14 protein-coding genes and 3 pseudogenes are annotated in these 12,891 nt (G+C 72.2%); 8 read left to right on the top strand and 9 right to left on the bottom strand.

What is annotated here, in order from left to right; translation table 11 throughout:
• Positions 1-44 precede the first annotated feature (44 nt).
• Genes PV796_RS38160 through PV796_RS38145 form a run of 4 tightly spaced genes read right to left on the bottom strand, consistent with a single transcriptional unit; the run spans position 45 to position 3,637 of the window.
• Positions 45-1,193, bottom strand: coding sequence for a M20 family metallopeptidase (locus PV796_RS38160; protein ID WP_274918370.1), 1,149 nt, complete (start codon positions 1,191-1,193; stop codon positions 45-47).
• Positions 1,190-1,864, bottom strand: coding sequence for a DUF1028 domain-containing protein (locus PV796_RS38155; RefSeq protein ID WP_274918368.1), 675 nt, complete (start codon positions 1,862-1,864; stop codon positions 1,190-1,192). Before PV796_RS38155 ends, PV796_RS38160 begins: the two co-directional genes overlap by 4 nt.
• The gene (locus tag PV796_RS38150) at positions 1,861-2,340 is read right to left on the bottom strand and encodes a RidA family protein (protein WP_274918366.1); all 480 of its coding nucleotides are present in this window, start codon (positions 2,338-2,340) and stop codon (positions 1,861-1,863) included. Before PV796_RS38150 ends, PV796_RS38155 begins: the two co-directional genes overlap by 4 nt.
• A gap of 10 nt (positions 2,341-2,350) precedes the next feature.
• On the bottom strand, positions 2,351-3,637 hold the full coding sequence (locus PV796_RS38145; protein ID WP_274918365.1) for a flavin-containing monooxygenase: 1,287 nt from the start codon (positions 3,635-3,637) through the stop codon (positions 2,351-2,353).
• 336 nt (positions 3,638-3,973) lie between these two features.
• Between PV796_RS38145 and PV796_RS38140 the strand changes: the two genes are divergently transcribed.
• Positions 3,974-4,639 carry a TetR/AcrR family transcriptional regulator gene (locus PV796_RS38140; protein WP_274918363.1) on the top strand — a complete coding sequence of 222 codons (666 nt, stop codon included), beginning with the start codon at positions 3,974-3,976 and terminating at the stop codon, positions 4,637-4,639.
• 69 nt (positions 4,640-4,708) lie between these two features.
• Here PV796_RS38140 and PV796_RS38135 read toward each other — a convergent pair whose 3' ends face one another.
• Complete coding sequence (locus tag PV796_RS38135) at positions 4,709-5,266, bottom strand: GlcG/HbpS family heme-binding protein (protein WP_274918362.1); 558 nt, start codon at positions 5,264-5,266, stop codon at positions 4,709-4,711.
• 191 nt (positions 5,267-5,457) lie between these two features.
• Between PV796_RS38135 and PV796_RS38130 the strand changes: the two genes are divergently transcribed.
• From PV796_RS38130 to PV796_RS38115, 4 genes and pseudogenes are all read left to right on the top strand, one after another.
• Positions 5,458-6,744, top strand: coding sequence for a sensor histidine kinase (locus tag PV796_RS38130; protein WP_274918360.1), 1,287 nt, complete (start codon positions 5,458-5,460; stop codon positions 6,742-6,744).
• Positions 6,745-6,748: 4 nt separating this feature from the next.
• Positions 6,749-7,414, top strand: coding sequence for a response regulator (locus tag PV796_RS38125; protein ID WP_274918359.1), 666 nt, complete (start codon positions 6,749-6,751; stop codon positions 7,412-7,414).
• A gap of 126 nt (positions 7,415-7,540) precedes the next feature.
• Positions 7,541-7,927 (top strand): annotated as a pseudogene (locus tag PV796_RS38120) (tautomerase family protein); the annotation flags it as partial.
• A 97-nt stretch (positions 7,928-8,024) separates the two neighbouring features.
• Positions 8,025-8,180: pseudogene (locus PV796_RS38115) on the top strand (short-chain dehydrogenase/reductase); the annotation flags it as partial.
• Between the two features lie 147 nt (positions 8,181-8,327).
• Here PV796_RS38115 and PV796_RS38110 read toward each other — a convergent pair.
• The 3 genes from PV796_RS38110 to PV796_RS38100 all read right to left on the bottom strand — a co-directional run bounded on the left by PV796_RS38110 (position 8,328) and on the right by PV796_RS38100 (position 9,995).
• A complete protein-coding gene (locus PV796_RS38110; protein ID WP_274918358.1) occupies positions 8,328-8,813 on the bottom strand; it encodes a nucleoside deaminase in 486 nt (161 codons plus the stop codon).
• A gap of 45 nt (positions 8,814-8,858) precedes the next feature.
• Positions 8,859-9,341 carry a cyanase gene (gene cynS, locus PV796_RS38105; RefSeq protein WP_274918357.1) on the bottom strand — a complete coding sequence of 161 codons (483 nt, stop codon included), beginning with the start codon at positions 9,339-9,341 and terminating at the stop codon, positions 8,859-8,861.
• A gap of 72 nt (positions 9,342-9,413) precedes the next feature.
• The gene (locus PV796_RS38100; protein ID WP_274918356.1) at positions 9,414-9,995 is read right to left on the bottom strand and encodes a carbonic anhydrase; all 582 of its coding nucleotides are present in this window, start codon (positions 9,993-9,995) and stop codon (positions 9,414-9,416) included.
• 142 nt (positions 9,996-10,137) lie between these two features.
• On the opposite strand from PV796_RS38100, the gene cynR reads away from it, so the two are divergent.
• The 3 genes and pseudogenes from cynR (at position 10,138) to PV796_RS38085 (ending at position 11,860) form a co-directional block, all read left to right on the top strand.
• Positions 10,138-11,043 carry a transcriptional regulator CynR gene (gene cynR / locus PV796_RS38095; RefSeq protein WP_274918354.1) on the top strand — a complete coding sequence of 302 codons (906 nt, stop codon included), beginning with the start codon at positions 10,138-10,140 and terminating at the stop codon, positions 11,041-11,043.
• 143 nt (positions 11,044-11,186) lie between these two features.
• Positions 11,187-11,333 (top strand): annotated as a pseudogene (locus PV796_RS38090) (GNAT family N-acetyltransferase); the annotation flags it as partial.
• A gap of 83 nt (positions 11,334-11,416) precedes the next feature.
• Positions 11,417-11,860 carry an SRPBCC family protein gene (locus tag PV796_RS38085; RefSeq protein ID WP_274918352.1) on the top strand — a complete coding sequence of 148 codons (444 nt, stop codon included), beginning with the start codon at positions 11,417-11,419 and terminating at the stop codon, positions 11,858-11,860.
• Between the two features lie 22 nt (positions 11,861-11,882).
• Here PV796_RS38085 and PV796_RS38080 read toward each other — a convergent pair whose 3' ends face one another.
• Positions 11,883-12,728: an alpha/beta fold hydrolase gene (locus PV796_RS38080; protein ID WP_274918351.1), complete on the bottom strand. Its 846-nt coding sequence runs from the start codon at positions 12,726-12,728 to the stop codon at positions 11,883-11,885.
• Positions 12,729-12,891 lie beyond the last annotated feature (163 nt).

Below are 12,891 nucleotides of genomic sequence, written 5' to 3'. Positions count from 1 at the left end.
TTCTCAGCGCGAGGGCGGGCCGGTGCGGGCGGCGGCCGCCCCCGTCACCCCGCCGCTCCCCCGGCCGATGCGGTGCGGTCCACACCGGTCCAGGCCAGCGCGATCGCCCCGTCGAGCAGGGCGCGTTGCGCCGTCCCGCCCACGCAGTACGCGGCGAACTCGTGCTGGTGGTTGGTGGCGGGCAGGGACCCGATGCCGATGTAGGGGTGGATGGCCGGCACCACCTGCGAGACGTTGCCCATGTCGGTGGAGGCGCGGTTCATCCGCGCGGCCTGGCCGGGCGGCGCGAACTCCCTACCCAGGGCGAGGGTGTTCGCGCGGTAGTGGCCGAGGGCGGTTGGGTCCGTGCGGAACTCCGCGTACGGCTTGCTCTCCGGTTCGATCTCCAGCTCGCAGCCCGTCGCGAGCGCACCGGCCTCGAAGGCCCGCGTGATGCGCGGCTCCAGCTCGGCCAGTTCGGCGAGCGTCTCCGCCCGCACGTACCATCGTCCGCTGGACCGCTCGGGGATGGCGTTCGGGGCGTCCCCGGCCTGGGTGACCACACCGTGCACCCGCGCCGAGGCCGGCAGTTGCTGGCGGAGCAGGCCGATCGCGACCTGGGCCACGGTGAAGGCGTCGGCGGCGTTGACCCCGGCCTCGGGATAGGCCGCGGCGTGCGCGGACTTCCCGGTGTAGGAGATCCGGGAGTGGCTGACCGCGAACGGCCGGGCCTCGGCGACGTCGACCGGCGCCGGGTGCACCATCATCGCGAGGTCCACCCCGGCGAAGGCGCCGCGGTCGAGCATCTCGATCTTCCCGCCGCCGCCTTCCTCCGCCGGGGTGCCGTAGACCTCGACGGTGAGGCCGACGTCATCGGCGACGGCGGCCAGGCCGAGCGCCGCCCCCACCGAGGTCGCCGCGATGAGGTTGTGCCCGCACGCGTGGCCGAGGCCGGGCAGTGCGTCGTACTCGGCGCACAGCGCGATCCGGACCGGCCCGCTGCCGATCCGGGCGTGGAACGCCGTCTCCAGGCCCAAGTAGGCGGAGGCGACGTCGAATCCGGCGCGGTCGAGCAGTTCCGGGACGGCGGCCGCGGCCCGGTGTTCCTCCCACGCGGTCTCCGGATCGGCGTGCAACCGCTCGGAGAGACCGATCAACTCCTCCGCCCGGCGGTCGACCGCCCGCCGGGCCGCCTCCTTCAGCGCGCCCTTCACCGGTCGCCCGGGACGCCGTACGAAGGGGAGGTGGCGGGGTCGAGGCCGCGCCGTACGTAGTCGTCCCGCTGCGGCAGCCAGACGTCGAGGAGTTCGCCGAGCCGGTCCACGGGATCGTCGGCCCAGTCGACCCGCAGGTCGGTCACCCGCCAGTCCACGTCCGCGACGACCGCCAGGCCCGCGGAGTACACCGGCCCCTCCTCACCGCCGGCCGCGACGGCGGCCTTCAGCGCAGCGAGCAGACGCTCTTCGAGCTCCCCCGTGGCCTCGGCGTAGGCATCGAGGAGGACACCGGGGATGTGCTCGCCGGACAGCATGTTGCCGGCCGCCACCGCGCCGTCCGCGGTGGCCGAGCCGTACGTGCCGAGCGTCCGTGCGCCGCTGTGGGCGAACCCGGCGCCGGAGCGGCCGAGGACGGTCAACTGCCGGTAGTCGATGGTCTTCGCGTTCCGGGGCGCGCCCGTGACGCCGGCCAGGGCGCGGGCCGCGTCGCCGTGGTCGGCCAGCCCCGCCAGGAGGCTCGTGCCGAGCGTGGGGTCGGTGATGTTCTGCGAGGCCGCCGCGCCGACCCTGGGCCGCAGGTGGGCGACCCGGGCGAACACGGCCGGACTCGACGAGCTGGCCACGACGCCGAAGCGCGCACCGTCGCGCGCAACAAGGGAGAAGGTCATGCCAGTTGCTCCTCGGGGATCACGGCGATGGCGTCGATCTCGCACAGCCACTCCGGGCGGGCCAGGGCGGAGACGACCAGCCCGGTCGAGATGGGGTGTACGCCCTTGGTCCAGCGGCCCACGGTGCGGTACACCGCCTCGCGGTAGCGCGGGTCGATCAGGTAGATGGTCACCTTCACCAGGTGCTCCATCCGACTGCCGGCTTCTTCGAGCAGCATCTTGATGTTGGCCATGGCCCGCTCGGCCTGGGCCTCGGCGTCGCCGATGCCCACCGACTCGCTGGTGTCGAGGTCCTGGCCGATCTGGCCCCGCACGTACACCGTGTTGCCGGCGACGACGGCCTGGCAGAGGTCGTTGTCGAGGTTCTGCTCGGGGTAGGTGTCGCGGGTGTTGAACGGGCGGATCCGGGTGTGCCCACCGGCGACGATCGGGGCGTTGGCCCGGCGGCCCCCGCCGGTTGGGGTCGTGGAGGTCATCGTCTGCTCCTCAGTGCTTTGGGGGCACGGTCGCGGCGTCGGGCCGGTCGGTGGGGTCGTAGGCGAGGTATCCCCGTTGGGTCGCGATGTGGTCGGCGACGTACCTGGCGTCGTGCCATACGCCCCAGATGAAGCTGGACCCGCGGCGGGACAGCCAGGGCAGGCCCAGGAAGTAGACGCCGGGTTCGGAGGAGACTCCTCGTCGCTGGTTCGGCCGGCCGTCCTCGTCGAACGCGTCGACGTCGAGCCAGCCGTAGTCGGTGGCGAAGCCCGTTGCCCAGACGATGGAGGTGACGCCGGCCCCGGCCAGGTCGAGCTCCAGGAGGGGGCTGGTCACGCAGTCCGGGTCGGGCCCCAGGACGTGGGCCGCCGGCTCCTCGGGGAAGTCGAGCCCGTTGCGCTCGACGTACGCGTCGGCGGTCCGGAGGAATTCCAGGTACTTGGCGTCGCCGAGCGCGAGGTTCGCGGCGAGGTCCGGGGCGAAGCGGAGCACGCCGTCGTCGAAGGACGCGGTGAGGCCGACGAGTTCGACGCCGGCGTCGGCCAGGGCGCGGAAGTCGACGGTGTGGCCGCCCCGGGCCCCGCTGACCGCGATGGTGACGTGCTCCGCTCCCTGGGGAGGCGTCTGCGCGTCCCAGATCCCGAGCACGCCCATCCACCAGCAGAAGTCCCGTCCGCGGTACGTGCGGGGCGGCCGGTCGTGCGGACCGACGGAGAGCACGACGCGGCGGCCGGACCGGCGCAGCTCCTCGGCGATCTGGACCCCCGAGGAGCCGGCCCCCACCACGAGGACCGTGCCCTCGGGCAGTTGCTCCGGATTGCGGTACCCGCTGGAGTGGATCTGCACGGGGACGGCGCCGTCAGGAACGATCGGCGGGATCACGGGCCGCTGGAACGGTCCGGTCGCGGCCACGACGAAACGCGCGTCAAGGGAGCCCTCCGACGTCTGGACCCGGAAGCCGGGCCGATCGGCGCGCTTGTGCACCGAGGTCACCTCAACACCGCACCGGATCGGGGCACTTAGCTTCTCGGCGTAGGCGACGAAGTACTCCGCGACCTGCTCCTTCGACGCGAAGGCGTCGGGGGCGAGGTCGGAGAACGTGAGGCCCGGGAACCGGTCGTGCCACGCGGGTCCGTTCGCGACCAGGGAGTCCCACCGCTCGGAGCGCCACCGCTCGGCGATCCGGTGCCGCTCCAGGACGAGGTGCGGGATGCCGTGGGCGCCCAGGTGCTCGCTCATCGCCACGCCCGCCTGCCCCGCCCCGACGACGACAACTTCGGTCTCTTCACTCGGCATGTGCGCCTCCACTCAGGCGGTAGTCCACCCCGGTGTCGCAGTGACCGTGCTACCGCAGGAGACATCCTTGAGCGCGTCGGTGAAACTGTCCAACAGATGTTTTCGTTACGTGCAATCTGTTCTCTAGATGTTTGGGCTGCCCTGTTGCGTGGGTGGCTCCACCCCGTGCCGGTCGCTCGCGGTTGCTCATCTCCCGTACTGTGACCAGGAGTTGGCGCATCGCCCGTCCGACGGCGTCCGCCGCACGCCATGCCCGACGGTGCTCGGGGCGGCCGGCGAAAGCGCAATGGGGTGCAAAGATGCAGTGCGGTTCGGTGTCGGGGTTAGGGTTGGGGCATGACTGAAGGGCTGCGGGAGCGCAAGAAGCGGCAGACACGGCAACGCATCGCGGAGGTGGCCATCGGCCTCTTCGTGGAGCGGGGCTTCGACCGCGTGACCATCGCGGAGGTCGCCGCGGCCGCGGAGGTCTCGGTCAACACCCTCTACAACTACTACGAGTCCAAGGAGGACTTGGTCCTGCCGCCGGACCAGGCGTCCCCGCAGCGGCTCGCCGACATCGTCCGCGCCCGCCGGGCCGGCGAGTCCGCCGCCCGGGCCGTCCTCGCCCACCTCCGCGACGAACTGCGGCGCCGCGACCGCGCGGTGGGCCTGACCGCGGGCTTCGGGCGGGTCTTCGAGATGATGCGGGCCGCGCCCACCCTCACCGCCCGCCTGGAGGACCTCGGCCGGCAGATGACCGACGCGCTCGGCGTCGTCCTCACCGAGGAGACCGGCGCCGCCGCGGACGACCAGACGCCCCGCGTGGTCGCCAGTCAGATCGGCTGGTTCCACTCCCTGGTCTACGCCGAGGTCGGCCGGCGCATCGTGGCCGGCGAGGGTCCGGACGCGATCGCCGAGGCGGTCCTGGAACTCCTCGACCTCGTGGAGGGGACGTTGAGCGAGACCGCCCTCGACTACGCCACCCGCCCGTCTGACGGGTCGTCCGGTCCGGCAACTGCCTGATGGCGACGCTCCGTTGACGTCAGGTGCCTGGCCCGAGCGGGCCAGGCACCTGACGCCCGGTCGGGACGGTCAGCCGTTGAGTGCGGCGATGCCCGCCTGGGCGAACTGCTCGTCCTGGTCGCCGCTGGGGGCGCCCGCGACGCCGACGCCCGCTATCGGGGCGCCCTTGGCCTGCACGGGGGCGCCGCCGGCGAGGAACAGGGTGCCGGGAATGTCCTTCAGGGTGGGCGCCGTCTCCAGGCGCTTGGCCAGCGCCGAGGTGGGCGCGTTCCAGGACACCGCGGTGAACGCCTTGGCCTCCGACGCCTTGTACGACTGGGGGCCGGCGCCGTCGCCGCGCAGCGTGACGAGGGCGTTGCCGTTGCGGTCCACCACCGACACCGACACGTGCTGGTCGGCCTTCTCGGCGGCGGCGAGCGCGGCCTGCGCCGCCTTGGTCGCCGCGGCGATGGTCAGGTGGTCGGTGGCGACGACGCTCTGGGCCGGCGCCTCCCCCGCGGTCGCGGCGGCGGGCCTGCCGCTCTTCTCCGGGGCCGCGACGGCGACGGCGCCGACGGCGGTCAGCCCGACGGCGGCCAGCGCGGCCGCGCCGGTGACGATCCGGACGCGCTTGGACGGCATCTGCATGGGAGTGCTCCTCTTCGTCGACCCGGGACCGGGCGGCCCGCGGCCCGCAGTCGTTGCGGTGTTTCCATCCTTGGCGGCCCCGGCACGGGAGCGGTCGGCGGAGCGGATGGGGTCGCGGAGCATGATGGATGACGTCGGTGTCAACCGATCGGATGACGGGTGCGGGCCGGAATCCGGGCTACGAATCAGGGATGAACGTGAAGCACGTGAGCCGGGAAGGTGCCGGAGCCGCGGACGACGGAGCGCCGGCGGGGGCCGCCGCCGGCTCGACCGGCCGCTGGATGGAAGCGGTGATCTCGGCCTCGTTCGTCCTGCTGCTGATCGCCGCCATGGCGCGCTTCCTCACCCACCACCCCGGCGCCTCCAACACCTGGTGGGTGATCGGACTGACCTCGCTGCTCGCGGTGGCCTACGTGGCCCGGCCGGCGGTGGACGGGGAGATCCCGGTGCCGTGGCGGCGTGCCTGGCTCGGCGCGTTCGTGTTGGGGTGGGTGGTCCTGGTGCTCCAGGCACCCAGCTTCGCCTGGAGCGCGGTGGCGATCGTCTACACCGCGCTCCAACTGCTGCCGACCCGGGCCGCGCTCGCGTTGATCACCGTGCTGACCGTGCTGGTGGTGGTCGCGCAGTTGCGCATCAACGGCCCCGATCCGCTGCTGATCGTGGTGCCGCCGGTGGTCGCCGGGTTGGCCGCGACGGTGTTCGTGCACATGCAGCGGCAGTCGGCCCGGCAGCGTTCGCTCATCGAGGACCTGGTCCAGACCCGTCGCGTGTTGGCGTCCAGTCAGCGGCAGGCCGGCGTGCTGGCGGAACGGGAGCGGCTGTCGAGGGAGATCCACGACACCCTCGCCCAGGCGCTGTCGAGCCAGTTGATGCTGCTCCAGGCCGCCGAACGACTCTGGGACGCGGATGCGGAGGCGGCCCACCGCCATATGTCCACCGCGTCGGACATCGCCGAGCGCAACCTCGTCGAGGCGCGCCGGTTCGTCCATGACCTGGCGCCCGTGGACCTCGCGAGCGGCGGGCTGCCCGAGGCGCTGCAGGCCCTGGCCCGGCGGGAGTCGGCCGCCGGGTCCGCGGCGGGATCGCCGGCCGGCGGGCCGGTCGTGCGCTTCCGGATCGACGGCGAGCCCGTCCCGTTGCCGCCGGCCGTCGAGGCGGGGCTGCTGCGGGTGGCCCAGGGCGCCGTCGCCAACGTGCGGGAGCACGCGCACGCCAGCGACGCCGTGTTGACCCTCAGCTACCTGGACGAGGACGTGGTCCTCGACATCGCCGACAACGGCCGCGGCTTCCCGCCCGACCAGGACGCGCGGCGGTCGGCGCCGCACCGGGGCCACGGACTGCGCGCCATGGAGGCCCGGTTGCGGCAACTCGACGGCACGTTGACCGTCGAGTCCCGCCCCGGAGAGGGCACGGTCGTCTCCGCCGCCGTCCCCCTCCGTGCCGCCGGCCCAGTCCCCGCCCCGGAAGACCAGGAGTGACCGCATGCCACCCACCACCCCGAACTCCCGCGCGGGCGCGCCGGAACGACGCGTTCGCCTGCTGCTCTGCGACGACCACGCCGTGGTCCGCGCCGGCCTGCGCGCCCTGCTCTCCGCCGAGCCGGGCATCGAGGTCGTCGGCGAGGCGGCCACCGGCGAGGAGGCGCTGGCCGTCGCCGCCCAGCAGCGGCCCGACGTGGTGCTGATGGACCTCAGCCTGGGCACCGGCATCGACGGGATCGAGGCCACCCGCCGCCTCGTCACCGAGGTACCCGGCACCCGCGTCCTCGTGCTCACCACCTACGACACCGACGCCGACGTCACCCGGGCCATCCAGGTCGGCGCGACCGGCTATCTCCTCAAGGCCGAGCGCCCCGAGCAGCTCTTCGCCGCGATCAGCGCCGCCGCGGAGGGCCGGGCGGTGCTGTCCGCGCCCGCGGCCGACCGCGTGCTGGAGCGCGTCCGCAAGCCCCGTGCCGCGCTCACCGAGCGGCAGTTGGACATCCTCGGCCAGCTCGCCCGTGGCCTGGGCAACCGGGAGATCGCCCGGGCCCTGTTCATCAGCGAGGCGACCGTCAAGACCCATCTGGTCCGCATCTACGCGAAGTTGGGCGTCGAGACGCGGGCGGGCGCGGTGGCGGCGGCCAAGGAGCAGCGCCTGATTCCGTGAGCGGCGGATGCCGGCCGGGCCCGGAGCCCGCAGCAACCCAATCCTGTACCTACTAGTATGTACAGAGCTTGCACCCCGCCGGTGACGGACACCGGGCGGACACCGCAGGAGACACGGGAGACCACCATGCCCTTCGTCCGCATTGACGCGCTGCGGGCCGACCCCGAGCGGCTCAACGCGCTCGGTCGCGCCGTGCACGAGGCCCTGATCGAGGCGATCGGCATCCCGACCGACGACCACTTCCAGATCCTGGTCGGCCATGACGGGGTCAACAGCACGCTGCGTCACGGCACTTACCTGGGCGTGCAGCGCGACGACGGCATCGTGTATGTCGCGATCACGATGCGCGCGGGACGCACGTCCGAGCAGAAGCAGGCCCTCTACCGCCGGATCGCCGAGCTGGCCGAGGCATACGCGGGGACCGAGCCGCGCAATGTGTTCGTCACCGTGACGGAGAACGCGTCGGCGGACTGGTCGCTCGGCAACGGCGAGGCGCAGTACCTCGCCACGCCATCACCATCGGCTCTCACCGCAACTCTTGGAACGGTGCGGCGACTTGTCGGCAAGCTATGGCCGGCAAGCACCGAGGCGAGCAAGGGAGCGCAGCGAGATGCGCAAGGTGCGGCTGGCCACGGGGGCGAGCAGTGGCTTCGGCCGGGCGATCGTCGAGGCCGCGGTCGCCGCCGGTGACATCGTCGTGGCGGCGGCGCGCCGCGCGACGGCGTTGAGCGATGCCGCCGATGCGATCTCCGCGCAACTGGACGACTCCCGGCCGGAGTTCGAGGCTTGGCAGGAGCTCACCCGCTCCACCGATTTCGACGCGTAGCGATGCGACGCGCAGCGGAGGCGCGGCCAGGCCCCATGGGCCGGCAGCGGAACGCCGACCCACGGGGCCCTGACGTCGATCGGGCGATCAGTGGTGCTGGTGCCGGTCGCCGCCGTTGTTCTGCTGCCAGAAGCGGTAGACGTCCACCGCCGCGTCGCGCGGTTCGTAGCGCATCGGGAGGCGGCGCTGCTCCCAGTCCTTGGCGAACTCGTCGTAGAAGGTGGCGAGTTCGAAGTACCTGCGGTCGTCGACGTAGTGCGGCTCGTAGGCGTCGCGGGTGGTGAGGAAGACGACCTCAGCCGGCGAGCAGTAGTAGAGCGCGCCCAGACACATCGGGCAGGGGTGGGCGAGGACGTAGAGGGTGGCGCCGGTCAGGTGCTCGGTGCCCAGCTTGGTGCACGCCTCGCGGATGGCGAGGATCTCCGCGTGCGCGGTGGGGTCGCCTGTCTGGGCGACCTTGTTGGGACTCTCGGCAAGGACCTCGCCGTCCTTGACGATGACGGTCGCGAACGGTCGGCCGCCCTCGGCGACGTTCTGACGGGCGAGGTCGATGGTGCGTTGGACGAAGTCCATGGGAGTCCCTTCGGCGTGAGGGCGGTGGGGTGCCTGGGGCCGGGATCAGAAGGGCTTGGTCGGCAGGTACTTGCCGTCCAGGGTGATCACCGCGCGCTCGCCGCCCTCGGGGTCGGCGACCTTCTTCACGTCGAGCGTGAAGTTGATCGCGGAGATGATGCCGTCGCCGAACTGCTCGTGGACCAGGGCCTTGAGGGTGGTGCCGTAGACCTGGAGCATCTCGTAGAAGCGGTAGATGGTCGGGTCGGTGGGGATGCCGCCGGGAATCGAGCCGCGGGTGGGGATGGTCTGCAGCAGCATCGCCGCGTCCTCGTCGAGGCCCAGCAGGTCGGCGACGGCACGCGCGGACCGCTCCGGCAGGGCGTGCTGGCCGAGCACGGCGGCGGTGACGAAGGCGACCGACAGCTCGGCGGCGTCGGCGATCTGCTGCCAGGTCAGGTCCTTGCGGGTCTTGGTCTCGACCGCGGTGATGGCGAGCGCCTGGCGCGCGTCGGGGTGGAGCTGGGCGTGCGGGGTGGGGTTCGTCATGGGACGGGTTCCCTTTCGGGGTGCGGTGGTTGGGGTGGGGGCGGACAGTGCGGGGGGGCGCTGGCCGGCCGGTCAGGGGGTGGTGACGGGGTCGACGGTGCCCGCGGCGATGTCGTAGACCCAACCGTGGAGGCGGACCGTGTTCTCTGTGAGCGCGTGGGCGACCGAGGGGTGGGTGGCGAGGTTGGCGAGTTGTGCCCGCACGTTCTGCCGGACCATGGAGGCCACGTCCACGGGTGCGCCGGCGGCCTCGGCGCGGGCCCGGGAGGCGTCCGCGTGGTGCAGCCAGTGGGCGAGGGCCGGCGCGTCGGAGAGGTCGTGACCCTCCGCCAGGGCGGTCATCGCGCCGCACGCCGAGTGTCCGCAGACCACGATGTCGCTGACGCCGAGCGCGGCGACGGCGTACTCGATGCTCGCCGTCACGCCGTCGCCGGAGCGGCGGCGGTAGGCGGGGACGAGGTTGCCCGCGGTGCGGATGACGAACAGTTCGCCCGGTTCGCAGGACGTGATCAGCTCCGGGACGACGCGGGCGTCGGAGCAGCCGATGAACAGGGTGTGGGGTTGGTGGTGGTTGGCCAACTGGCGGAACAGGTCTGCCTTGGCGGGGTAGACGTCCCGCTGGAATCGCGTGAGGCGCTCGGCGAGGTCGGGCATCGGGCGGTCCCTTTCGACGTGTGCCGACCCGTCCGTTCTGGCCGGCGAGATCCACCCTGCACGGCCTGTCCATATAGAGTCCAAGAGTAATCAGCCATGCCTGCTATAGGTCGCATCTATAGTTGCTTCTATAGTGGCGGGCATGGCCCTGGAACTGCGTCATCTGCGCTATCTGCTCGCCGTGGCGGAACACGGCAACTTCACCCGCGCCGCCGAGGACCTGCACATCTCCCAACCGACCCTCTCCCAACAGATCAAGCAGTTGGAACGGACCGTGGGGGTGCAGTTGCTGGACCGCACCGGCCGTACCGTGCGCCTGACCGATGCCGGCGAGGCGTACGTGCAGCACGCCCGACACGCGCTGCGCGACCTGGCTGCTGCTCAACGGGCGGTCAACGACGTGCAGGACCTGTCCCGCGGCCATCTGCGCCTGGGGCTCACCCCGACGTTCACCGCCTATCTCGTCGGACCACTCACCGCCGAACTGCACGCCCGGCACCCCGGCGTCACGCTGGCCGTCCGGGAGATGCCCCAGGACCGCATCGAGGCGGCCCTGTCGGACGACGACCTCGATCTCGGCATCGCGTTCACGGGTCCGCACCTGCCCGGGATCGAGGCGACGGATCTGTTCACCGAGACCCTCAGCCTGGTCACCGCGGCGCCCGAAGCCGACACCGACCGCCCGCAGCCACTCCCGGTGACCGACCTGGCGGACCACCAACTCGCCCTGCTCAGCGGTGACTTCGCCACCCGCATCCACATCGACCGCTACTTCGACGAGCACCACGTCACCCCCCGCATCGCGGTGGAGGCCAACTCCATCCAGGCACTCACCGAGATCGTCCGGCGCACCTCACTGGCCACCGTCCTGCCCGACGCCATCACCCACGACCATCCGCACCTGGCACCCCTCCCCCTCGCCCCCGCGCTCCCCACCCGCACGGTCGCCCTGCTCCGCCGCTCCGACGCCTATCGCAGCGCCGCCGTGCGCGCCTTCACGCTCCTCGTCCGCGAACTGGTCCACACGCGGGGATACACGCCGGCCTGAACCACGACTCCGGCCCGCACGGAACGTACGGAACGTAGGGAACGTAGGGAACGTAGGGAACGTAGGGAGGCAGCGACAACTCCAGTCCACGGCAACCACAATGGGGCGCGCAGGCACCATACGCACCGAAGGAGCGCACCGCAGTGAAGATCGCCGTGGACGACCTCTCCGGCCCCGAGATCGCCGCCTTCCTCGGCGAGCACGTCCAGCAGATGCGCGCGATCTCGCCGCCCGAGAGCAAGCACGCGCTCGACCTCGACGGCCTCCGCAGGCCCGAAGTCACCTTCTGGGGAGGTGTGACGCCGGGGCTGCCCCGACCGGCGGGCGCGCGCCGGACCGAGGCGGGGCGGATCCTGCTGCATAGCATGGCGCGGTGGCAGGATTTCGGATCGCTCGCAGCGCACCGCTCTCCCCCGAGGTCGCCTGGCGGCGGCTGACGCGCTGGGAAGCCCACGCGGCGCGCGTGCCGTTGACCACGATCACCGTGACGACGCCGCCTCCCGTCGGGTTGGGCACTATCTTCGTCGCCCGCACCGGCCTCGGCCCCCTGGCCTTCGACGACGTGATGCGCGTCGTGGTGTGGGAACCGCCGGGCCGTTCCGGCGGCGGGGCGGCGGGCCGGTGCCGGGTGGAGAAGCGGGGACGGCTCGTCTCCGGCCGGTCCACGATCGAGGTGGCCCCCCGGGACGAGGGCTGCCGCGTTGCCTGGAGCGGCGAGATCCGCCTGCGCGCGCTGCCCGGTGTCTCGTTTCCGGTGCCGGCCTGGTTGGCGCGGTGGCTCTACGGGCGGATCGTGCAGGGGTTGTTGGAACGCTAGGGGCAGGAACCTCCCTGGCAGCTCACCGTGCGGTGCCTGACGGTGCCGTGCCCGTCCGCGCGGTGAGGAACTCCCGTACTGCCGAGGCGAATTCGGAGGGGGCGTCGTCGTGTACCCAGTGGCCGCAGTGGGGGAACTCCCGCAGGATGGTGTTCGGTCGGCGTTCGGCCATGTCCCGCGCCATCGACGTCGGCAGGATGCCACTGTCCAGGCCGTGCACCAGCAGTGCCGGACAGGTGGAGCCGAGCCAGTCGGGCCACCAGTCACCGATGAGCAACTCCTGCGACCGGACCATGTCCTCGTAGTCGAAGAGGAACCCCCAGCCGTCGGGCAGTTCGACGGCGCTCTCCAGGAAGTAGCCGGCGTCCGGGATGCCGCGCGCCTCCACCCGGCGGCGCAGTTCGCCCAGCGTCGGCGCCCGGCGCGGCCAGTCGCGCACGTCGAGGACCGGATGCGCCACCTCGGGGCGGCGATTGAGCGCGCCGCCCTCCTCGACGATCAGCGACCGGACGAGTTCCGGGTGGCGCGCGGCCATCCGGAAGCCCACGACGCCGCCCATCGAGTGGCCGAGCACCGGCAGCGGGCCCCGTCCCAACTCCCGGACGAACGCGGCGGCGTCGGCGGTGTAGGCGTCCGGGGTCAGGTCGTCGTCACGGTCGCTCTGGCCGTGGGCGCGCTGCTCCAGTGCGATCACCCGGAACTCCGGTGCCAGCGACGCGGCCAGCCCCGCGAACTGTCGGGCCCGACCGAAGTGCCCGTGCAGCGCCAGCACCGGCTCACCCGGCCCGCCCGCATCCGCGTAGGCGAGGCGCAGGCCCCGTACGGTCATCGTCTGCATGGTCATGGGGATCTGCGTGGCAGCAGTCATGGTGTGCCTTCCTGTCGTGGTGGTATACCGTCGGCCGGATTCCGCGGCCATCGGCCGCCACTGCGGCCGAACTGCGCCAGCGCAAAGGGCCGTTGGCCCCGGGCCCGCATCGCCCCCGAAAATCGGTTGCCACCGTTCGTATCGTCTCTTGTGTGGCAGACAT

The sequence above is a fragment of the Streptomyces sp. WZ-12 genome (genome assembly GCF_028898845.1).
Taxonomy (GTDB): Bacteria; Actinomycetota; Actinomycetes; order Streptomycetales; family Streptomycetaceae; genus Streptomyces.
The sequence above is the reverse complement of the archived record's forward strand: the minus strand, read 5'-3'. Positions and strand labels throughout refer to the sequence as shown.

Excerpts from the sequence above, each read along its gene's own strand:
- PV796_RS38155 (WP_274918368.1), bottom strand. The coding sequence starts at position 1,864 with ATGACCTTCTCCCTTGTTGCGCGCGACGGTGCGCGCTTCGGCGTCGTG.
- cynR (WP_274918354.1), top strand. The coding sequence starts at position 10,138 with ATGGCCCTGGAACTGCGTCATCTGCGCTATCTGCTCGCCGTGGCGGAA.
- PV796_RS38150 (WP_274918366.1), bottom strand. The coding sequence starts at position 2,340 with ATGACCTCCACGACCCCAACCGGCGGGGGCCGCCGGGCCAACGCCCCG.
- PV796_RS38080 (WP_274918351.1), bottom strand. The coding sequence starts at position 12,728 with ATGACTGCTGCCACGCAGATCCCCATGACCATGCAGACGATGACCGTA.
- PV796_RS38130 (WP_274918360.1), top strand. The coding sequence starts at position 5,458 with ATGAACGTGAAGCACGTGAGCCGGGAAGGTGCCGGAGCCGCGGACGAC.
- PV796_RS38100 (WP_274918356.1), bottom strand. The coding sequence starts at position 9,995 with ATGCCCGACCTCGCCGAGCGCCTCACGCGATTCCAGCGGGACGTCTAC.
- PV796_RS38140 (WP_274918363.1), top strand. The coding sequence starts at position 3,974 with ATGACTGAAGGGCTGCGGGAGCGCAAGAAGCGGCAGACACGGCAACGC.
- cynS (WP_274918357.1), bottom strand. The coding sequence starts at position 9,341 with ATGACGAACCCCACCCCGCACGCCCAGCTCCACCCCGACGCGCGCCAG.
- PV796_RS38110 (WP_274918358.1), bottom strand. The coding sequence starts at position 8,813 with ATGGACTTCGTCCAACGCACCATCGACCTCGCCCGTCAGAACGTCGCC.
- PV796_RS38135 (WP_274918362.1), bottom strand. The coding sequence starts at position 5,266 with ATGCAGATGCCGTCCAAGCGCGTCCGGATCGTCACCGGCGCGGCCGCG.
- PV796_RS38145 (WP_274918365.1), bottom strand. The coding sequence starts at position 3,637 with ATGCCGAGTGAAGAGACCGAAGTTGTCGTCGTCGGGGCGGGGCAGGCG.
- PV796_RS38125 (WP_274918359.1), top strand. The coding sequence starts at position 6,749 with ATGCCACCCACCACCCCGAACTCCCGCGCGGGCGCGCCGGAACGACGC.